We start from the raw sequence: 21557 nt of genomic DNA, 5'->3' as shown, positions 1-21557 counted from the left end.
ATCGAGAAAGATTTGAACTAACGCAAACTTTAAGTAAATAAATTGTTAATAAAAATTATTCTCAAACGCTTACATATTTGGATAGTTCGGACCACCACCACCTTCTGGCGGAGTCCAGGTAATATTTTGACTTGGATCTTTGATGTCGCAGGTCTTACAGTGGATACAGTTGGCCGCATTTATTTGCAGCTCTGGCTGCTGCTCCCCCTGTACGATTTCATACACGCCAGCCGGACAATAGCGCTGTGCTGGCTCTGCATATAATTCAAGGTTCTGCTCAATAGGGATCCGCTGGTTCTCCAGTCGTAAGTGGCATGGTTGATCTTCCTCATGGAAGATATTGGATAGATAAACGGAAGAGAGGCGATCGAAACTTAACACGCCATCAGGCTTCGGATAGACAATTTCATTGCTGTTTTCCGCCAATAACAGAGACTGATGATCAGGCTTATCACAGCGGATATGCCACTTAGCTTTACCTTTTAACACGTTATGTTCCAGCAGCGCTAAACCACCGCCCAGCCACGATCCAAAGCGGTGGATTCCACTTGAGAAGTTACGTGCTTGATAAAGCTCTTCATACAGCCAAGACTGTTTGAAATGCTTTTGATAATCAGCAGTAACTGACTGACTCTCAAGGGCTTCACATACTGCTTCAGCGGCAAGCATTCCAGATTTTATTGCGGTGTGTGTGCCTTTGATTTTAGCGCCGTTAAGTGTTCCTGCATCACAGCCAATTAACAAGCCACCAGCAAACTGCTGCGTGGGAAGCGAATGAAAGCCGCCCTTGGTAATCGCTCTCGCGCCATAGCTAATACGCTTCCCATTTTTGAGGTATTGCTCAATCAACGGGTGGTGTTTAAAACGTTGAAACTCATCAAATGGACTCAAGTGCGGATTCTTATAACTCAAGTCAACAATCAACCCGACGGCAACTTGGTTTCCCTCTAAATGGTAGAGATAACTGCCACCTGTAGCTTCATTTGATAACGGCCAACCTAATCCGTGCACTACTAAACCTTGCTGATGCTGCTCTGATGGGATTTCCCACAGCTCTTTAAAACCGATAGCGTAGTGTTGAGGCGTTTTCTCTTCAGCAAGATTAAATCGGTTAATCAACTGCTTACCAATATGCCCCCGTGCGCCTTCAGCAAATAAAGTAAACTTCGCTCGCAGTTCAATACCAGGTTCGAAATTTCCTTTTTGTTCACCATTTTTATCTAATCCCATATCGCCCGTGATCACGCCACAAACACGACTATCTTCATCGATGATCGCTTGACTGGCGGTAAAACCTGGGTAGACCTCCACCCCCAAGTTCTCAGCCTGCAACGCCATCCATCGGCATAGACTGCCCAAGCTTATGATGTAATTACCTTTGTTATGTAACGTATTAGGCACCGCCCAAGAAGGCAGTTCATGACCATTGATGTCATTGCCTAGATAGTAGGTTTTATCTTGGTTTACTTTGGTATTGAGCGGAGCGCCTTTCTCTTCCCAGTCGGGAAGAAGCTCATCCAAACTCCGCGTTTCAAACACCGCACCCGATAAAATATGCGCTCCAACTTCAGAACCTTTTTCTACCACGCAAACAGAGAGGTCTTGTTTTTTTTCTGCTGCTAATTGTTTGATTCGGCATGCCGCAGACAAACCTGCGGGACCAGCGCCTACAATCAGAACATCAAATTCCATGCAGTCTCTTTCCATGATTGCATTCCTTTTTCTTTGCATGTTGCCAACTTGTTAATCAACAATATATTTAAAGTTGACGCAAACGTAAAGGTAAATTAACATCATTTTAAAGACGTCATCACATCGTCTTCACTGTAAACACATAGTCTTCACTGTAAAAGGAATCTAACGTGAAAATACTAGTGCCAATCAAAAGGGTCATTGATCCCTACGTTAAAGTTCGCGTGAAAGCGGACCATAGCGATGTTGAAACCAATAACGTCAAGATGACGATTAATCCATTTTGCGAAATAGCCGTTGAAGAAGCCGTACGACTAAAGGAGCAAGGTATTGCAGATGAAGTCATCGTTGTCAGTGCTGGCGGTAGCCAGTGTCAGGAGCAACTACGTACCGCGCTTGCATTAGGCGCCGATCGCGCTATTCATGTCGATACTGAAGACAAAATAGAGCCATTAGTTGTTGCTAAGCTGCTCAAAGCTCTAGTTGAGCAAGAACAAGCACAGCTTGTGATTACGGGTAAACAATCCATTGATACGGACAACAACCAAGTGGCTCAGATGCTGGCCGCCCTACTTGACTGGCCTCAAGCAACTTTCGCTTCCGACGTGAAGATTGAAGATCAAAAAGTTCAGGTCGTGAGAGAAGTGGACGGCGGCTTGATGACGGTCGCGATGAACTTACCTGCGGTGATCAGTACTGACTTACGCCTGAATGAACCGCGTTTTGCCTCTTTGCCTAATATCATGAAAGCTAAGCGCAAGCCGTTAGATACCATCACACCTGACAGTCTGGGTGTTGAAGTGGTATTTAGCCAAACCATTCAAGAAATCACACCGCCAGCGCAAAGAAAAGGTGGCATCAAGGTTGAATCTGTCTCAGAGCTTCTCGATAAGCTGCGTAACGAAGCGAAGGTGATTTCATGAAGAACTTAATCATAGCAGAGCATGACAATAACCAATTGCATGCGGACACACTCAAAGTGGTTAATGCAGCAAAACAAGTCAGCCAAGACAATGTTTTGATCGTAGTGGGCCACCAGTGTGAAGAAGTCGCTCAGCAAGCTTGTCGCGTTGATGGTATATCAAACGTAATTTGTGTCGATGATGAGCAACTTAAGCATCAATTTGCCGAGAGTATCGCACCTATTGTAGTGAGTATTGCTGAAGGTTTTGACGCAATCTGGGCTAGCTCATCATCAAAAGGGAAAGACCTTGCACCTCGAGTAGCAGCGAAGTTCGGCGTTGGGCAAATTTCCGATATTGTCCAAGTTATCGATGAAAACACTTTTATCCGCCCTATTTACGCAGGAAACGCATTTGCCAAAGTGACCACCAGCGACAAGGTTCGCGTCATCACCGTGCGCGCGTCTGCGTTTGAGCCGGTTACTTGTCACAACCAAGCTGATATTAAGCATCAGCAGGTCACTATCTCAGCTCCAATGGTTGAATTGGTTTCTGTCGATAAAACCGTGTCAGAACGTCCTGAATTAAGCGCGGCAGAGGTGGTTGTGTCAGGTGGACGCGGGGTCGGTAGCAAAGAGAACTTCGCGTTGATCGAACAAGTGGCCGATAAACTAGGTGCTGCCATTGGCGCTTCTCGCGCGGCGGTTGATGCCGGGTTTGTTGCCAACGACTTACAAGTGGGTCAAACCGGTAAAATCGTTGCACCTAAGCTTTATATAGCGGTTGGGATTTCCGGTGCCATCCAGCATCTTGCAGGAATGAAGGAATCCAAAGTGATTGTCGCGATCAACAAAGATCCAGAATCTCCTATCTTTGAAGTTGCCGACTATGGATTGGTTGGTGATTTATTTGAGGTACTACCTCAGCTTGCCGAACAACTTTAAACGATCAGATAAGGGGCGAACACTGCTATGTTCGCCCCTTTATTTTGTTTTTGGTCATATTCAAAAGAATTGAAATTAGAGGGACCTATGCCAAATTCTGCACCTATTTGGTCACCATCTGCTGAGCGCGTCAGCAATAGCAACTTATTACGGTTCATTGAAAAGGTTAATAAAGACAAAGCCGAAGGTGCCGTAATCAACAATTACACGTCTCTACACCAGTGGTCCATTGAGCACAATGATGAATTTTGGCGACATACTTGGCAGTTTTGCAACGTAATCGGAGATATGGGTTCACAAATCAAGAGCCTTGGCAGTCCCAAATGGACACTAACAGGTTCTAATCATCATCATGTAAATAGAGACACAGTATGGTTTGCTGACGCCACGCTGAACTACGCAGAGAACCTCCTATCTCAGGCTGAGCAATCACCAGAGCGTGAGTTTATTGTTTTTAGCAATGAAAGCGGTGAACACCGACAACTCACCGGTAAACAGTTGCTTGAACAAGTTTCCGCCATTCAACAATGGCTACTCAATTGTGGTGTCGGTAAAGGCGATGTCGTTGCGGGTTATTTGCCCTACCTTCCTGAAACCGTTATTGCCATGCTGGCCACCACCAGTCTTGGTGCCATTTGGACTTCAACCTCTCCTGATTTTGGTATCGATAGCGTCGTAGAGCGTTTTGGTCAGGTCAAACCGAAAGTTCTTTTTTGCTGTGATGGCTACCAGTTCGGAGGCAAAGCTTTCGATATGACGGACAAGAACACCACTCTTAGTAGTAAGTTAAGCAGTGCCTCCGAAGAGACTACTATTAGTGTATGCCAAATCGAATATTTACAAAACGCTGAGAGTGCTAGCACTTCTGAGTTTGTTTCTTGGTCCGATATTACTCACCACTTTTCTCCACAATCAATTCAATATCAACCAATGCTGTTTAATGACCCGTTATTCATTTTGTATTCTTCTGGTACAACAGGTCAACCTAAGTGTATTGTTCATTCCGCAGGCGGTACCTTGCTCAATCACCTCAAAGAACATCAACTGCATTGCGACATCAAATCGCAAGACAAGGTTTTCTACTACACAACATGTGGTTGGATGATGTGGAACTGGCATGTTTCCGCTCTTGCGGGTGGTGCAGCCTTAGTGATTTACGACGGTAGTCCGGTTTACCCTGATCACTCCGTCTTATGGCGATTAGTAGAAGAACATAGCGTGTCGCTGTTTGGTACTTCAGCGAAATACTTAGAAGCACAGGAACAGGCAAGCTGCTCTCCAAAACTAAAACATAACCTGAAGTCACTCAAAACTCTTTGCTCAACTGGTTCGGTGCTTTACCCAGAACAATTTAGTTATGTCTATCAGCACATCAAGCAGGACTTGCATCTCGCTTCTATCGCTGGCGGCACGGATATTTGCGGATGCTTTGTACTGGGAAACCCTATTTCACCAGTTTACAAAGGTGAATGCCAAGGCGCAGGGCTAGGAATCGACGCACGTGTTCTAGAGGATGGTGGACATACTATTACGCAAAAACGCGGCGAACTGACTTGTAATAACTCGCTACCTAACTTCCCTATTGGCTTCTGGAACGACAACGGCGAACGTTATCACAACGCTTATTGGAGCAAGTTTACCGATATCTGGCACCATGGCGACGATGTGATGCAAACCGAACATGGCGGCTTTATTTTTTATGGCCGTAGTGACGCAACCTTAAATCCAGGCGGCGTACGAATCGGTACCGCTGAAATCTACCAACAAGTGAACGCGTTACCCGAGGTTGAAGACTCCATCGCTGTCGGCAAGTTAAACCAGCAGTCTGAAGAAATCTGGTTATTAGTAAAACTCGCTCACAACGTCGAGTTAACCCAACAACTCACCGATTCAATTCGCCAAACATTGAAAACAAAATGTTCACCGCGCCATGTCCCACGACAAATTTTTGCTATCAGTGATATTCCTAAAACGCGCTCAGGCAAATTGGTTGAGCTAGCAGTGAAACAATTGGTAAACGGACAAGCTGTAAAAAACATTGGTGCTATTGCTAACCCAGAAGTGCTGGAAGAAATTAAAACGCTTTTCAACATAGAAGGCGCCACAGTCACTTAGAGACTCAACAAGTCTTCCAACAATACAGACGGGTATAACCTAACTATATTTTAGCTCGCTCGATAACTCCTCCCCACTTTCGTGGAAACTGAGCGAAATATGCTTCATGTACACAAAAAAGGTGAGATAATTCTATCTCACCTTTGAGCCATATGAGCGGGAGCATTAGTTGGGGGTTAAGCTTTTATCAGTTGGCTCATATCTTCGCGAACTTGTGGCACCGTTAAACCAACGATGATTTGAAGGCTCTCTTGATTTCTAACAATATTCACCGCTCCGTGCTGTGTGAAAAATGCGTTCTCCTTTACAAGAGAGACATCTTTAACTTTAACACGCAGACGCGTCGCGCAATTAGTTAACAATTCAATGTTTTCTTTTCCACCCAGACCTTCAATAAAGGCACTAGCTTGTGACGGACTTGCGCTACTGTTATGGACCGCTTTCGCTTCTTTGTAGTCAGCTTTGGAATACAACTTACTATCTGCACCTTCACGTCCCGGAGTAAGTATGTTGTATTTTAAAATAAGCGCGCGAAACGTAACAAAGTAAACACCAGTAAACATGAGACCAATAATAATCTGAATCACGTATGTTCCTGCATGGTTACCAGCCAAAGGCAACCAGTTTTGGAAAATGAAGTCTATCAAGCCAGTCTGAAAGTTACCGGAAACACCAAACATAAAGGCGATCGTTGCCATTGTCGCAGATAACAACGCATGCAAAGCAAACAGCGCAGGTGCGATAAATAAGAATGTAAACTCTATTGGTTCGGTGATCCCTGTAAGAATTGCTGTGATTGCGGCTCCGAGCACTAACCCCATCACCATCTTTTTATTTTCTTTTTTCGCAACTGAATAGAGTGCTAGTGCGATACCCGTACAACCAAACACTTTACCCATTCCCGTCAACATCAAACCACCCTGAGGAAATTGTGTCGTTAAACTTTCCGAGCTCTGGGCGAATGTCTGTATATTTTGAATCCAATAGGCAACCGTTCCGCCATCGACTGCAACTGGCCCATAAAAAACGGGACCATATACGAAATGATGCAACCCCGTTGGTATCATGATTCGCTCTAAAAACGTAAATAGCCATACCCCTAACGATCCAGCAGAAACCAAGAATGATTGCAGATTATTAATACCATGCTGAATACTTGGCCAAGTCAAACAAGTTAGAATTGCCATCACGACCATAATTGGGAAACTAATGATCACAACCAATGGCGTTCCGCCAAATACAGCTGCCCAATCCGGTAGCTTTTTATCAAAGAATCGGTTGTGAACCCAAACAGAGAGACTTGCAATTAAAATGGCACCTAGCAAGTTGGTATCAAGCGTTAGAATGCCACCAACTTCAGTCAAACCTCGCTCACCTTCCATATAGTTAACGCCCAGTTCTGGTCCCCAAAATTGAAGGATTCCACCAATAACGTAGTTAAACGTAATGTAGGAAACGAGTGTTGCAAGTACAGCGCGACCAGATGCTTTTTTAGCTAAAGCGATAGGTAACCCAACGGCAAAAATAAGTGCCATATTTTTAAATACAGCGAGAGATGCCTGTAAAATGATCGTCGAGACTTTAACCCAAGCACTCCCCTCTAGTGCCCAAGGAAACACTTCTTGATTTAACAGCACAACAGAGAAACCCAATAACATGCCCGCTGCTGGAAATAATAGAATGGGAACAAACATCGCGGCCCCGAACCTTTGAATAATGTCTTTCATATAAACCTCTTGTTTCATTCACGGAGCCTACAAGTAGGCCCCGAACGTCCAGTTGTTATTGAAAAAATTGAGGAAGGTAGGCTTTATTTTCTTCTAGTAATTGTTTTGTTATTTCTTTAGCTTTTGGCACATTAACCACGGTACGGTTAAGTGTGAGTGCATTAATCAGCTTTCGCTGACTTCCTTCGTACCAAGCATCCACGACTAATTTCTCGTAACCAAGTTGGCTTTCAATCATGGCTTTTTGGAAGGTTGGGATTTTTCCTACAGTAAAAGCTTTCGGTCCATCACTAGTTAGCGCAGCTGGAACTTCTACCATGGCGTCATTTTGTAAATTTGTAATAGCACCATTATTCGGTACGATGACGAGATACACATCGCTCAAGTTGTAGGCAAGCGAAGCCGCAACTCTCACCATGTATCGACCATGGATATCGGCATGCAGTGTTTCGTGCTTCGTGGTGCCCGCTTCAATTATTCTTGCGTTTAATTCGAACACTCGTTTCTCACGGCCGTTAATTACCTGCCTTGCGCGAGTATTATTGATATCCTCTTTCGCCACCATTTTTTCAGGGTACAAATAGTATTGAAGATACGTATTCGGCAAAAACTCTGGATTATCAGCAAGCATTGTTCTCATGTTTTTGAATGTGGCTTGCCACGATGGGTCATCCGCTATTTCCGCATCAACCGCACTGATCCCTTCTTTTAGGATGATATTTTTAATTTTATCCGTTAAGTCTTCACCCTGTTTGTTACGAATTTTGGTAAACCAGCCATAGTGATTAAGCCCAAAATATTCAGGAACAAAGTCCCAAATTTCACACCCTAACAATTGCGCATAGCTGACCATAATCGCTGCTGGCATATCACAAATATTTAGAATTCGCTTATCATGCGGAAATTCACGATTTAAAGCTTCAGCGACAATTGCCGCCGGGTTGGTGTAATTAAGAATCCACGCATCTGGACACGTTTGTCGGATCTCGTTCACTAGCTGGATCATATCGCCGATAGAGCGAAGTCCATATGCCATTCCTCCCGCGCCACATGTCTCTTGCCCAACACAAGAGTTGGATAGCGGGATTTGTTCATCGCGCTCGCGCATGGCCAACCCGCCAGTGCGGATCTGGATAAAGAAAAAGTCCGAATCTGCGAATGCGACAGATTTATCCGTTGTATAAACAAACTCTTCAACTTCTGGATAGTGTTCTCGCAATAGAATTTCAGTAGCTAATGCATTCGATTCTTGGCGTTTCTCATCTATGTCGTAAAACACGACTTTTGCGAGTGGAAAGTTATCTTTTTCGGCAATAAGGCTGTTCATCATACCAAGTGTGTATGTACTGCCAGCACCAACAATCGTTAATTTTTGACGTTTCATTTCGCTACCTCAAATGTTTATCCTGAAAATGTATAAAATAAGTATTAATACTTTTATGATACATTTAAAGTATAAGCACAAAGATACGAGATAAAAATCACACAAAGATCCTAAGGAAAAGTATTAACTACATCTCAGATCACATTCTTGCTATCATGATCCAAGACTTAGCGAGGTATTATGAAACCCAAATACATAGACATTGCGGAACGATTAGAAAAAAAGATCAAAGATGGGGAACTACAACCGAAATCGATGCTTCCAAAAGAGAGTGATTTGCAAGAAGAGTTTTCCGTAAGCCGCGTAACCATCAGAAAAAGCTTACAAATTCTGGTCGACAATAATTTAATTAGTCGGACAAGAGGTAGTGGAACTTATGTAAACGATCTAAAAGCCCAACATGATGCCTTACATTTGCTGGGTTTTATCGAGGAAGTCAGTAAACAGGGGAAAACGCCTAGCTCTCAAGTAATAAAGTTCGAACTTAAAAAGCCGAATGAGCAGGTTGCTAAGCAGTTAAATCTCTCGCCCAATGATGATACATATGAAATACATAGACTCAGATGTATTAATGATGAGCCTGAAATTTACGAAGTCACTCATATGCCAGCAATGTTATTTCCAGACTTGAGCATAGCCATAATGAATGGTTCTAAATATGAGTACATTGAAAATAGCAAAGGATTGAAAATTGCGAAAAGCAGTCAGTCTGTCAAACCGTACTTGTTAGATGCAGAGACGGCCTCATACCTGAATGAATCAGAAGCTTCCCCTATTCTAAAAGTTGAGTCCACTGGTTACCTAGAAGATGGTCGTGCATTTGAATATACCGTCAATTACTTCCGACTTCATCAATACAGCTTCGAGTTTATTTCAACTAGGGCGTAGTACTATTCGACGCTAATGGTTAATCATTACGCCAAATCTTATATCCGACCTCTCGCATTGCTCTGCCGAGCAGGTGGGAGGCGACTGGCGCAGTGAGAACGATAAACAACATCGTACCGATAACCCGAGAGATCACGGTAACTTCAGGGAGTGAGAAAGCGACCGCTAATAACAAGCAGCTCACTCCGACAGTTCCAGCTTTGGTCGCTGCATGCATTCGGGTATACAAATCAGGAAGCCTCAGGACACCTAGACTTGCAACCAAGGTCAACAATGTTCCTAAGCATAAAAATAGTCCAATCAACACGTCCATTATTCTTTCTCCTTTCTTTTAACGATCAAACGTGCAAATGCGATCGTGCCGAGAAATGCAACCAAACCTAATGTAATGGCGATATCTAACAGAGCGTCCTCACCGCTGTCTAAGGTGTAAACCGTAATAAATCCGATAGTGATAAATGAAATCAGATCTAACGCCACAACTCGATCAGCTAGCGTTGGTCCTAGAATTAAACGAGCAAAAGCCATAACAAAGCTGAGTAGTAGCCCAGAATAGGCAAAAGTGACCGTTATTTGCAGCCAACTATCCACGCGTCACCTCCAAAATTCGATGCTCTAACCCATCTTTAATTCCGCGAATAACCTCTTCATGTTCAGGTGCAAACATGGCATGAACGATAAGATACTTTTTATCAGCCGTAACATCCAAACTAAGCGTGCCCGGTGTTAAAGAAACCATGTTCGCCAGTAATGTGATTTCTAGATCAGAATCGACCTCCAGAGGGACATAAACGATATCAGGCTGACTCAAATGAGTAGGTGTCACGACGTCCCACACCACTTTCGCAACCGATATAACCATTTCATAAGCGAAGTACATCAATAACTTCAATGCAGATGCAAAACGTTGAAAATAGCTCGTTTTCAATCCAAATGGTTGACTCAACCTTAAAGCAAAAAAACCGACCGTAAATCCGACAACAAAATTCAGACTCGAATAGCTGCCGTTAAGCATCATCCACGCTAACGCTAAGAAAAAATTGAGGAATAGATAGATCATGCATTTCCTCCTAACACCACTCTGATGTATTCAGTCGGATTTAACAGTTGTTCTGCAGCTTGAACGGAAAATTGATAAAAAGGCTCCGCCACTAAGCCAATGATTAGCGTCAACGTTGTCAATACAATAATTGGAACGCAGTACAACCAATGTACTTTGGCCTGCAGAGTCTGTTCTGGCTTCTCTCTAAATGGCTTTTTCCAAAATGCCTCACTCCAAATTTTCGTCATCGAGTAGACGGTAAGCAACCCCACCAATAACGCGGTACCTGCTAACCAGTAGTATTCAGCCTGTATGCTCGATTTGATGACCAATAGCTTTCCCCAGAAACCCGATAGCGGTGGAAAACCGGCCAGAGAAAACGCAGGGACAAGAAACAAGAACGCCAACCAAGGCATAGCTTTGTATACCCCACCCAAATGTTCAAGTTGACTAGAGCCATATTTGCGCTCGATGAATCCACCTATTAAGAACAAATTCGCTTTTACAATGATGTGATGAACAATGTAGAAAATGGTACCAGCTAAAGCTAAGGGAGTGTAAATAGCCAACCCCATGATCATATAGCCTATTTGGCTAATAATATGAAAAGAAAGAATTTTCTTAATGTCGAATTGGCTAGCCGCTCCTAAAACGCCCGTTAACATGGTTAGCCCTGCGACCCAAATTAACGTCGGTTGCCAACCACTCTCGGCGAGCGGAAATACTAAGGTGAAGACTCTTATCAACGCGTATACACCGACTTTAGTAAGCAACGCGGCAAACAGTGCCACCACACCGCTTGGCAACGTGTGATAAGAAGCGGGCAACCAAGCAAATAAAGGAAAGAGTGCCGCTTTAATAGAGAAGGCAAACAAAAACAGCGCGGACAGCATCATGTTGATGCTCAATTCATTTTCCCCTACTTTGGTGTAGAGATCGGCCAGGTTCAAGGTGCCCGTTGCGCCATACAACAAGCCGATAGCAAGCAAAAATACCAGCGTCGAAATCAGGTTCAACATCACGTACTTTACTGCACCATCAACTTGAGTTTTCGTTGCATCTAACACCATTAAACCAAATGATGAAATGAGCATGACCTCAAACCAAACGTACAGATTAAAAATATCTCCAGTCAGGAAAGCGCCATAAACGCCAGCAAGCAACATGTGCATTAACGCATGGTAATTGCTATAGGAGGGCTTTCGGTGAAGGTCCGCCATCGCGTAGAAAACACATATCGCACCAATCACCGCCGTTATCATCACCATAGCAACGCTGAGGTAATCTGCGACAAACACGATACCAAATGGCGCACTCCACTGACCAAAAGCAACGGCTTGAATACCATTACTTATGATGTTTTCTGTGAGAAAGCCCGCAACGAAAAGGTTCGAAATCGCACTTACACCGCTCAACCACTCAACACTTTTTGTTGAGTGACGGACGAAGAAGATAGTCAACGCCGTACTCAGCGAGAGAACAACCGGTAACGTAAGCAAAATCGAACTCATTGACCCTCCTCAGAACGTTGCATTTCATCGACGTTTGCAGTTCCAGTGTCTTTATAAGCTCGATAGAACAGCATTAAAGCAAAAATAAGTAGTCCAAAACCGATGACTATCGCAGTTAAGATAAGCGCTTGAGGTAAAGGATTTGCCGCGCTATCTGGTGGTAAAAGAGCATTATCGCCAATCAATGGCGGCTCTCCGGGCGTCAGCCTTCCAGCGGTAAAAATAGCAAGGTTAACCGCACTACTGAGTAACATGATGCCGAACAAAAGGCGCAAGATATGCTTTTCAAGCATTAAATAAACACCTGCTGCGACAAATACTCCAACGACAACACTCCAGACTATTTCCATCACTCTAGCTCCTCATTAATACGAAGCAGCATACCCATCACGCCACCTATAACGGCAAGGTAAACACCAACATCAAAAACCAATGGCGTCCCTAGTGGTATCACGTCTTTCCACCACAGTCCGGTCAAAAACGGTTTATCAAACGCAAAGCTCAAAGCACCAGAAACTAAGCTCAATGCGATGCCAGATAACGCAATGAGAAACGGTTTGAAATACAACCTAGAACGAACGTATTTCGGTGATTCCGCGAACATGAGAAGTGATAAACCAATAACGGCAATCAACGCACCAATAAAGCCACCACCCGGTTCGTTATGACCACGTAACAACAGATACACTGAAAATACGAGCATGAGTGCCGAAACGATGTGTGCCGTGGTTGCAAAAATTAATGATTGGATACGATTTTGCTTTTTCGCTCTTGTCTTAAGCAAACTCACTGCCGCAATCCCAGCAATAACAACGACGACAACTTCTCCCAATGTATCAAATGCGCGAAAGTCGACCAGAATAACGTTAACAATGTTTCGCCCATGTCCACCCGGGACACTGTTTTCTGCAAAGAAATCTGACACCGAAGAGTCCATCGGCTGAGACGTGATTCCTAACAAAAGTAAAGTAACCGAAACTCCTATCACACCTGCTATGCAAATATTCGCTACTTTACGTTTTATTGAATGCTTGGGCACGGTGGTTAGACGTGGCATATGACGCATTAACAATGCAAGAAAGACCACCATTAATGTTTCCACTAACAGTAAAGTCTTCGCAACGTCCGGGGCGCTATAAATCATAAAAACAAGCGTAGTCATGAAGCCAATCATACCAAGCGCAGAAATCGCAAGAAGTCTTGCGTGGGACAACGTACATACGAGCGCAGCACCAATCAACAATAAGGCAATACCAATCTCATAGAAAGTGACACTTGAAAGTTCGCCAACCAAAGGCAGAGGAATAAGCGCTACCTGACTCAGTAACGCAACGGCAAGTACCGTGAAAAATAATAGGACATAGCGACTCAATTTCTTTTGCTGTAACCGCGCCGTTTGCCACTTCGCCACTGTCATCATGCAATCTAATAGTCGTTCAAAAATATTCTCCGCTTTGGGGACGAATAGATGTAACCGCTGAAAAAATGCAGACACAGCTGGATAAACACGGTACACCACATACCCCAACGCTAGCGTAATAACGCTTAACACTAACGGTACATTCACGCCATGCCATAGTGATGTCTCTTTAAGAGCTGCTGTGGGCAGAATGTCAGCAGAGCCCGGAAAAATAATATTGCGATCTAACCAATTTAAACCGAATAACGGGAACAGGAGACTGCCAAGAGCCAGGAGCAAAGGCGAGATCCACATGGCTTTTTTTGTCTCAACTGGCTTAGTTTCAATCGGCACGACATCACGGCGAGCAAAGAATGGTCTCGCAATAAGCATAATGGTTAGCGCGACCATCAGTATATTCACGATTAAAAGTACAAAGGCGATCCAGTTATTGAGCTCTACTGCGGATTTGTACATGTATTCTTTGCTCAAAAAGCCTAACAACGGCGGGAACCCCGCTTTTGACAATGCGGCCAAACTCCCCGCAACCATGCTGATGACGAGCACTGACTTCAGACCGTACAATTGATCAATATCTCGTGTTCCTGTCGCTTTGTCGATATTACCCACCACCATAAACAGCGCAGCTTTATAGAAAGAGTGAGCGAGAATAAACATCAATACTGCACTAACGGCCAAATCTGTGCCCATACCTAGTAATAATGTTAATTTACCCAAAGCAACATTCGTGCTGTAGGCTAGCATCAGCTTCAAGTCAGTTTGTTTTAATGCGACAAATGTGCACCAAATGGCCGTGATACTCCCAGTGATGACTAAAGCATAAAACCAGATCTCGCTGTGGGCATAAACTGGCGATAAACGTGCTAATAGGTAAATGCCTGCCTTTACCATTGTTGCCGAGTGTAAATACGCACTGACCGGAGTGGGAGCTGCCATCGCGTTAGGTAGCCAAAAATGAAACGGGAATTGCGCAGATTTAGTAAATGCACCGAGTAGTATGAGCACTAGAGATGGGATAAACCATTCATGCTGCGCAATAGTGTCTGCCTGCTCGATAATGGTATTTAGCTCATAACTCCCTGCCATTGCTCCCAGCAAGATAAGACCAGCTAGCAACGCTAGTCCACCAGCACCGGTAACAATCAGCGACTGCAAGGCGTTTTTCCGAGACGTTTTATTTTCGTGATTAAACCCGATCAGTAAGTAAGAAGTGATGGTGGTGAGTTCCCAGAAAACAAATAACAACAGAATGTTATCGCTCATCACAATCCCTAGCATGGCAAGCATGAATAGGGTTAGATACAAATGAAAGGAAAACCGGCTATCACTTTCTCGTAAATAAGCCAAAGCGTAGATTTGAATCAGTGCGCCAATCCCACTGATCAGTCCCGCAAAAAGAAATGAAAGACCATCTAATCTAAAGCTAAGGTTGATATCGAGGCTTGGTATCCATTCCGCATTCCAGCTCACGCCTGCAGGAGTATAGATATAGAAGAGAAAAGAGAAGATTAAAACTGGCAGCGCAGGGAAAATCAGTAAGACCAACTGATTATCTAGGTTTTTCGGCAGGTTTTCTTTACCCGTTATGTTATTCAACATCGCAGCCCATTCGTTATTATAAGAAGGTACGCCCTATTCGGCGCAAATGACAAACTCCACTGTATTGTTTTAACCCAAGCGCTTCAAAAACGATCATGAAACCAAGGGAAAAGTAGCAAACAGTAATCACTGAGTGCTACTTAGAGGAACGCCGATACAAACCGCTATTTGCTGTCTGCTACGGCATAAGAACGTAGGTCACTACTTACGTGTTCTTGGCTGAATGTATATGGATTATCGTCATCAGCTAACTCGAATGCATCGTAGGTGCAGTCACCGATATCATTTCTCGGACAAACATAAACATTCGAACGTTCTATCATTTCTGTGTGGCATTTCGGGCATAGGTTTTTCATGTCACTCTCCTCTGATAACTTATTGATACATTGATAATTCCATGTTCTAGAGATCCATCTCCCTCCTTTACCTAAAACATCACTTAAACCCAACTTTGTTACACCCCAATTACTGAATCGGTGAGACAAAGCCATCGGGCTTAAGAGCGACCAAACTACAGTTAATCGATTGCAAAATATTTTCAGCCGTATTACCAATGACATAGCCAGATATACCAGTTCTCGCTAAGGTTCCCATTACCAGCACGTCTACCTCAATACTCTCTACGTAATCTGGAATCTTTTCGTCGGGTTTTCCATGCAGGTGGTGAATCACAATTTCACCTGTAATCCCAGACTCCTCCAACAGCTGTTGCAGAGCTTGTTTATGATCGGCTTTTGCTTTGTCGAGTTCATGTTTCAACTCAGCATCATCGACTTGAATCCAAGCGTTACCATTAAGGTAGTTTTCTAAGTAATACTCCCAGCAAGAAATCACGTGTAAACGACTATCGCAGGTGTCGGCTATCGAACGCGATAATTCGAGTAAACGCACGGCTAATGAGTGCTGTTCATCGCTTGCCGTTAATGGGTCGATAGCCACAGCAACACGGCGCTTATCTCTTGGCTTATCAATTGGTCGGTGCAACCAAAGCGGACAAGGGCATTTTCGTAACAGAGTCATATCAATAGCTTTGAAACCCTCAGCACCTTCACCGAGCGGTTCAGCTTCTTTGATGATGAGATCTTTGTTATCAGCTAATGCTTCTTGAATAATACAGACAGCGGGCTTTTCACTGCTTTTCACAGTAAGAGGAAATGCGAGATCCTCTTCAGAGAGTCCCAGCTTCTGTCTGTATTCGTGAATACTTTGTTTGAGGGAGTCTTGCAGCGATTGCTCATAACTTTGCTGATACTGGATCATGTCTGTTGGGAAATCAGGACACGCTATTAGCCCTGAGACAGGCACTTTGTTGCTAGATGCAATCCTCATCGCTTGTTCGAGGGCGTCACTATGGCCTGGCAATCCTTGTGTTGCAAAAAGTATGTTTGCGAATCGTTTCATACACACCTCCTTGTTTGGTTGAATATTAACCACCCACAAAGTATAATACCTAACGGATAATTGTAACGGCTTGTGACGTTGATGAAATCAATTCTCATTAAGAGACGGATATTGCTTCATTTTGTTTTACGTCACACTCTCCTTTCTTCACAACTATCGCCTTCGACCTAAATAAATTCCGCTACCTTAAGTTGAGACCAAATAAAAACCCAAATTACTCAAAGTTTTTTCTCACCTTGAGTAACTTGGGTATAAGCAATAACACACTTAGTGTCCGGATTTAAATGGATGACCTAAATTTTCACGCAACTTAGTTTAAAGATGCCATCTCAATCACGAATCGATATGCAAAGTTTTACGGCTTTAGTGACCTAAAATCGCCGTAACTCAATGTTAAGGTTGTTGTTTTGTCGGTGCCAAAGCAATTTCACGAACACATACACCTTGCGGTTGCTGATAAGCAAACAGCACTGCGCGTGCGATGTCATCTGCGGCCAACACACCGCCCATATCCACCTTCCAGGCGTCATAACCATCTTTAATATCTTGAGACGTTGTATGTGAAAGTAATTCCGTTTCCACTGCACCAGGTGCAATCGTGGTAACGCGAACATTTGATGACGCAACTTCTTCACGTACGTTTTCAGAAATAGCATGAACCGCAAATTTGGTACCGCAATAAGCAGCATGAGCAGGGAATGTTTTCTTGCCCGCAATAGAGCTGATGTTAATGATCGTACCACTGTTACGTGCTTTCATCGGTGCTAGGACGGACTGCATGCCATTGAGTAAGCCAATTACGTTCACATCAAACATGCGCTTCCACTCCGATGCTTCCTGAGTATCTATCTGACCTAGAAGCATAACGCCTGCGTTATTTACAAGTGCATCTACCGGACCATACAACGCTTCAGCTTTCTCAATTGCAGCCTCAAAAGAAGCTTTGTCGGTCACATCTACCTTTTCACAAAGCGTATTTGGTAAGTTTAATGCTTCCAAACGTTCTACACGTCTTGCTAACAAAAGAAGAGCATGGCCCTGATCACTGAAGTGACGTGCAATCGCTTCACCAATGCCTGAACTAGCGCCTGTAATAACAATTAACTTTTTCATTTTGAATCCTTAATCGAACGGTTTACATCAGTGGCGGTAAGTTTATGAAAACTTTGTTTGTTGATATATACCGACCTAGTTGAAACACTGTTGTTATACTGCAACAATACTTTTTTGAATTATGAAGAAGTCATCATGCAAACACACATCAACCTTGCGGATATTCGCTCCTTCGTCCTAATCGCTCAACTAGGAAACTTCACGAAAGCAGCAGAGCAACTTGGCGTTTCTCGCTCACACGTTTCACGTCAAATAACAAATCTGGAACAACAGATTGGTGTCACTTTGCTCCAAAGGACAACTCGAACACTGAACCTCACCGAAGCAGGCAAGGTTCTGTATAAACAGTGTGAAACTGCCCTTCACAATATTGATCAAGCTGTTATGGCAGTGGTTGATGATGTAGAAGACTTAAGAGGTGACATTCGTATCAACTGTGTGGGGGGTTATTTAGGAGAAGACGTTGTCGCAGATATTGTTGCTCAGTTTCTAATCCAACACCCACAAGTGAGCATTAACTTAGATTTTAGCAGCCATCGTGTCGATTTAATCGCGGATGAATTCGATATCGCTTTTCGAATGGGAAAGTTAGACGACTCCAACTTTATCGCTCGCAAACTGATCGATGTGAAAATGGGGACATACGCAAGCCCTAACTATTTAGAAACATATGGCTATCCTTCACATCCAAAGGACTTAGAAAAACACATTTGTTTGACAGGTAGTGTGACACGGTGGGCATTTGAGAACACAAATACAAAGCAGTCAACGGAACACCAGATACGTGGACAGTTACGATGTAAGAGTGGCAGAGTAATGATAAAAGCAGCCCTGGCGGGAAATGGCATCATCCGTGTGCCAGCACTTTATTGTCAACAAGAACTCCAGACAGGCAAGCTAAAAGAAGTGTTTACCAATTGGAGCATTCCGAGTGTGGAATTTTCACTCCTTTATCATCACGACCGACATCAACCAAAACGCATCCGAGCCTTTGTTGATTTTACCACGCAATACTTTCGCAAACTGCAGAGTAAAGACAAGTAATCTGCACGTTGGTACCTGTCTATGTATGCTTTATAGGCTGAGCCTGTGAACCTGGGGTTTGTTCTAGAAAGAGTGTGAGCATTTTGACGCTTAAGGTTTGGTTTTCATAAACGTCAGAGGTGTTTGTCCAGTTTGCTTTTTGAAAAATGCAATAAAAGCACTGTCTGACGAAAACTCCAGCCAATCGGCAGCTGCGCTGACTGGCATGCCCGTTGATAACAATTCAACTGCCTTTAAAAGCCTCCACTGTTGCCGCCAATCTTGATAATTCATTCCCGTTTCCGACTTAAATAATCGTGTTACCGTCTTGGTGCTTGCCCCAACTTTGCTTGCAAGAGTAGTAAGTGAAGGAGCTAGAAATGAAGGTTCAACCAACTCTCGACGAAACGTTGTTAAGCGCCGATGCGATGGCAAAGGCAACTGAAACGAATAACGTTTCGCAGCATAAAACTCCTCCCAAAAAAGCGCCGTCGTATTTACCATCTCGCTGCTAGGCTTATCCCACTCCCAAAATGACATTTTATCAATAAGAGCTTGGAGTAAATTATTCACTTCTATCATCGTGATCTTACTCGGACAGGCAAACTCCTCACAATCAAAATACAAAGATCGGTACGCCACCACATTCGTCATTAGTGCGCGATGCGGCGTATTAGGTGGGATCCAAACCGCCTTTGTCGGTGGCAAAATACAAATCGAGTCTTCCAGAGCAAAACTCATACAACCTTGAGGTGCGTACAATAACTGCCCTTTCTTGTGCATATGCATACCTGAGTCGTGCTTGCCAATATCCGCAGCAATTCCCACTACACAATTAGAAATTTTGTCTGCATCAAATTGTGTTTTTTCGTTAATAAGCGCCATTTTGTCCGAATGTTGATGTATTTGGTTTTTATGTTGTTATTAGATCAATCATAGCCTCATTTATACTGCCCGCCAACTTCATTAACGGATGGGTAACAATATGAATACTAAGCCCTCTTTATGGCTCATGCTGGTTATGTTGATGTTTCCGCAAATTGTAGAAACTATTTATAGCCCAGCGCTGAGCTCAATCGCTCTTTCATTTGATGTAAACCACGCACAAGCAGCCCAAACATTGTCGATTTACTTCCTAGCTTTTGCCATTGGCGTTGTAGTTTGGGGAGTTCTCGCAGATAAACTGGGAAGAAGGCCCACCATGCTTATTGGGCTCTTTATCTATGGCTGCGCATCTTTACTCGCAACTCAAACCGAAAGCTTTGCTGTTGTCATGACCGCGCGAGCCCTAAGCGCATTTGGTATCGCGGTAGGATCCGTTGTCACACAGACCATGCTTCGTGACGCGTTTGACGGCCAAGAACTGAGTAAAGTCTTCAGCTTAGTGGGGATGGGCATATCAATCAGCCCGGTAGTTGGCATGCTATTAGGTGGGCAGCTTACAGCGTTCGGTGGATACCGTTATGTGTTTTTTGCCTTGTTTTTAATCGCGTTAGTATTACTCGCTTATAACGTTATTAAGCTTCCTGAAACACAGAAGGAACAGACACCAGTGCGGTTGCATCAACTTAGCTTGAAAATGGTAAGAGACACTCGAATTTGGCGCTCAGGATTACTGGTTGCTTTGTATAACATTGCTCTATTTTCTTATTACCAGCTTGGCGCATTTACTTTCTCAGCACTTGGGTATAACTCCGAACAATTTGGATACAGTGGCATGGTACTAGGGTTAGGCACTCTGCTTGGAAGTTATTTAAACAAATCCCTAGTGTCCAAAAATGTTCGAAAAAGCCAGCTACTTTGGTTCTCAGCAATATTGATTAGCGTTGGATCAGTCGGTGTGTTGATTCTGAACCAATCAATCTGGTTTGTTGCTCCAATGGTGTTAGTCGTCATGTCTTATGGGATTGCGATACCCAACATACTCAGTGATGCACTCGTTAATTATAAACAACAGGTTGGCAGCGCAGGCGCTTTATTTGGGCTCATGTACTACATCATGATCGGGACGGGATTAGCGATGGCTGGAACAGTACAAAACTTAGGTGTCGTTCTATTATCATGTAGCTGTTTAGCGATTTTATTAGCGTTTTCTAAAAGGCAAGTTCATACCAACTTGTGACCAGATACTACGCATTGCTTGCCTAATCTTCCGAAGATTGGTCTACATCTTTTCTAACGGTTAACTAAAACGTAAATAAAAAGCGCCTGTCGGCGCTTTAATTATCCATAGATCTTATTGCCATGTTGGCTCGCCAAACTCTTCACAACGTTGCTTGTCGTAATTTTCAATGCGCCCGCGTTTACCTACAAACTGAACCTGAACAACCATTCCAGCTTCAACATATTCACTGAAATAATCGCAAGAAACACGAAAACTAGTATCGCGTATCACAATTGGTACCCATTCATAGCCGCCGCTGCGTGGTAAGTAAGACTTGAAGGTAATGACCCCGTCATCTGAAACGTTGATTTCTTCATCATATTCATTCAACTTATAAAAACGTTGTCCATCAAACTCTGCCTTTGCTTTTTCAATTATTTCCTTCGTTGCTGTCGATTGCATCGGCGTATTTGACACCAGTTGACACCCAACAATAGATGTCAATACGGACAAAGCCAAAGCGAGTTTAGTTATTTTATTCATTTACCTAACCACTGTTGAATTATTCAACACTTACCACTTTAAAAGGAGGGAGACCATACTTTATTTTAAATAAAGTAAATTACCACCTTCTAAAGAAGGTGGCTTTGTGTGAGCCCCCTAAAAGGGGGCCTTTGTTTAGTCCAGCGCCA

At 43.6% G+C, this 21557-nt stretch carries 20 protein-coding genes; 6 read left to right on the top strand and 14 right to left on the bottom strand.

Going from position 1 to position 21557, the window contains the following annotated elements:
• Positions 1 to 69 precede the first annotated feature (69 nt).
• A complete protein-coding gene (locus tag R7O03_RS16525) occupies positions 70 to 1707 on the bottom strand; it encodes an electron transfer flavoprotein-ubiquinone oxidoreductase (protein ID WP_318131880.1) in 1638 nt (545 codons plus the stop codon).
• Between the two features lie 155 nt (positions 1708 to 1862).
• Between R7O03_RS16525 and R7O03_RS16520 the strand changes: the two genes are divergently transcribed.
• The 3 genes from R7O03_RS16520 to R7O03_RS16510 all read left to right on the top strand — a co-directional run bounded on the left by R7O03_RS16520 (position 1863) and on the right by R7O03_RS16510 (position 5653).
• Positions 1863 to 2615: an electron transfer flavoprotein subunit beta/FixA family protein gene (locus tag R7O03_RS16520; protein ID WP_042523555.1), complete on the top strand. Its 753-nt coding sequence runs from the start codon at positions 1863 to 1865 to the stop codon at positions 2613 to 2615.
• Positions 2612 to 3538 carry an electron transfer flavoprotein subunit alpha/FixB family protein gene (locus R7O03_RS16515; RefSeq protein WP_017820355.1) on the top strand — a complete coding sequence of 309 codons (927 nt, stop codon included), beginning with the start codon at positions 2612 to 2614 and terminating at the stop codon, positions 3536 to 3538. The genes R7O03_RS16520 and R7O03_RS16515 overlap by 4 nt, the downstream gene beginning before the upstream one ends.
• Positions 3539 to 3625: 87 nt before the next feature.
• Entirely contained in the window at positions 3626 to 5653 is a 2028-nt protein-coding gene (locus R7O03_RS16510) for an acetoacetate--CoA ligase (RefSeq protein WP_318131879.1), read from the top strand.
• 176 nt (positions 5654 to 5829) lie between these two features.
• On the opposite strand, the gene R7O03_RS16505 is transcribed toward R7O03_RS16510, so the two are convergent.
• Positions 5830 to 7380 carry an alpha-glucoside-specific PTS transporter subunit IIBC gene (locus tag R7O03_RS16505; RefSeq protein WP_318131878.1) on the bottom strand — a complete coding sequence of 517 codons (1551 nt, stop codon included), beginning with the start codon at positions 7378 to 7380 and terminating at the stop codon, positions 5830 to 5832.
• A 55-nt stretch (positions 7381 to 7435) separates the two neighbouring features.
• A complete protein-coding gene (locus R7O03_RS16500; RefSeq protein ID WP_213867640.1) occupies positions 7436 to 8764 on the bottom strand; it encodes a 6-phospho-alpha-glucosidase in 1329 nt (442 codons plus the stop codon).
• Positions 8765 to 8944: 180 nt separating this feature from the next.
• On the opposite strand from R7O03_RS16500, the gene R7O03_RS16495 reads away from it, so the two are divergent.
• Positions 8945 to 9652 carry a GntR family transcriptional regulator gene (locus R7O03_RS16495; RefSeq protein WP_054730587.1) on the top strand — a complete coding sequence of 236 codons (708 nt, stop codon included), beginning with the start codon at positions 8945 to 8947 and terminating at the stop codon, positions 9650 to 9652.
• A gap of 19 nt (positions 9653 to 9671) precedes the next feature.
• On the opposite strand, the gene mnhG is transcribed toward R7O03_RS16495, so the two are convergent.
• From mnhG to R7O03_RS16450, 9 genes are all read right to left on the bottom strand, one after another.
• Positions 9672 to 9965, bottom strand: coding sequence for a monovalent cation/H(+) antiporter subunit G (mnhG, locus tag R7O03_RS16490; protein ID WP_005373314.1), 294 nt, complete (start codon positions 9963 to 9965; stop codon positions 9672 to 9674).
• Positions 9965 to 10243: a cation:proton antiporter gene (locus R7O03_RS16485; protein ID WP_005373317.1), complete on the bottom strand. Its 279-nt coding sequence runs from the start codon at positions 10241 to 10243 to the stop codon at positions 9965 to 9967. The genes mnhG and R7O03_RS16485 overlap by 1 nt, the downstream gene beginning before the upstream one ends.
• Positions 10236 to 10712, bottom strand: a complete 477-nt coding sequence (locus R7O03_RS16480; protein ID WP_104976188.1) for a Na+/H+ antiporter subunit E — start codon at positions 10710 to 10712, stop codon at positions 10236 to 10238. Before R7O03_RS16480 ends, R7O03_RS16485 begins: the two co-directional genes overlap by 8 nt.
• Positions 10709 to 12205 carry a Na+/H+ antiporter subunit D gene (locus R7O03_RS16475; protein WP_318131877.1) on the bottom strand — a complete coding sequence of 499 codons (1497 nt, stop codon included), beginning with the start codon at positions 12203 to 12205 and terminating at the stop codon, positions 10709 to 10711. The genes R7O03_RS16480 and R7O03_RS16475 overlap by 4 nt, the downstream gene beginning before the upstream one ends.
• Positions 12202 to 12555: a Na+/H+ antiporter subunit C gene (locus R7O03_RS16470; RefSeq protein WP_017633704.1), complete on the bottom strand. Its 354-nt coding sequence runs from the start codon at positions 12553 to 12555 to the stop codon at positions 12202 to 12204. Before R7O03_RS16470 ends, R7O03_RS16475 begins: the two co-directional genes overlap by 4 nt.
• On the bottom strand, positions 12555 to 15224 hold the full coding sequence (mbhE, locus tag R7O03_RS16465) for a hydrogen gas-evolving membrane-bound hydrogenase subunit E (RefSeq protein ID WP_318131876.1): 2670 nt from the start codon (positions 15222 to 15224) through the stop codon (positions 12555 to 12557). The genes R7O03_RS16470 and mbhE overlap by 1 nt, the downstream gene beginning before the upstream one ends.
• A 164-nt stretch (positions 15225 to 15388) precedes the next feature.
• Positions 15389 to 15580 (bottom strand): hypothetical protein, encoded by a 192-nt coding sequence (locus R7O03_RS16460; RefSeq protein WP_005373328.1) that lies wholly within the window; start codon positions 15578 to 15580, stop codon positions 15389 to 15391.
• A gap of 109 nt (positions 15581 to 15689) precedes the next feature.
• Positions 15690 to 16625 (bottom strand): universal stress protein, encoded by a 936-nt coding sequence (locus tag R7O03_RS16455; protein ID WP_005373330.1) that lies wholly within the window; start codon positions 16623 to 16625, stop codon positions 15690 to 15692.
• Positions 16626 to 17018: 393 nt separating this feature from the next.
• The gene (locus R7O03_RS16450; protein ID WP_318131875.1) at positions 17019 to 17738 is read right to left on the bottom strand and encodes an SDR family oxidoreductase; all 720 of its coding nucleotides are present in this window, start codon (positions 17736 to 17738) and stop codon (positions 17019 to 17021) included.
• A gap of 135 nt (positions 17739 to 17873) precedes the next feature.
• Between R7O03_RS16450 and R7O03_RS16445 the strand changes: the two genes are divergently transcribed.
• Positions 17874 to 18782 (top strand): LysR family transcriptional regulator, encoded by a 909-nt coding sequence (locus R7O03_RS16445; protein WP_225472995.1) that lies wholly within the window; start codon positions 17874 to 17876, stop codon positions 18780 to 18782.
• A 90-nt stretch (positions 18783 to 18872) separates the two neighbouring features.
• Here R7O03_RS16445 and R7O03_RS16440 read toward each other — a convergent pair whose 3' ends face one another.
• Positions 18873 to 19646 carry an AraC family transcriptional regulator gene (locus R7O03_RS16440; RefSeq protein ID WP_137282732.1) on the bottom strand — a complete coding sequence of 258 codons (774 nt, stop codon included), beginning with the start codon at positions 19644 to 19646 and terminating at the stop codon, positions 18873 to 18875.
• Between the two features lie 100 nt (positions 19647 to 19746).
• On the opposite strand from R7O03_RS16440, the gene R7O03_RS16435 reads away from it, so the two are divergent.
• Positions 19747 to 20883 carry a multidrug effflux MFS transporter gene (locus R7O03_RS16435; RefSeq protein ID WP_318131874.1) on the top strand — a complete coding sequence of 379 codons (1137 nt, stop codon included), beginning with the start codon at positions 19747 to 19749 and terminating at the stop codon, positions 20881 to 20883.
• A 114-nt stretch (positions 20884 to 20997) separates the two neighbouring features.
• Here the strand turns inward: R7O03_RS16435 and R7O03_RS16430 are convergent, their stop codons facing one another.
• On the bottom strand, positions 20998 to 21408 hold the full coding sequence (locus tag R7O03_RS16430) for a hypothetical protein (protein ID WP_033906420.1): 411 nt from the start codon (positions 21406 to 21408) through the stop codon (positions 20998 to 21000).
• Positions 21409 to 21557: the final 149 nt, after the last annotated feature.

The organism is Vibrio sp. Vb2960 (assembly GCF_033337665.1).
Taxonomy (GTDB): Bacteria; Pseudomonadota; Gammaproteobacteria; order Enterobacterales; family Vibrionaceae; genus Vibrio; species Vibrio alginolyticus.
Note: the sequence above shows the minus strand (reverse complement) of the source record. Positions and strands in the feature narration are given on the sequence as shown.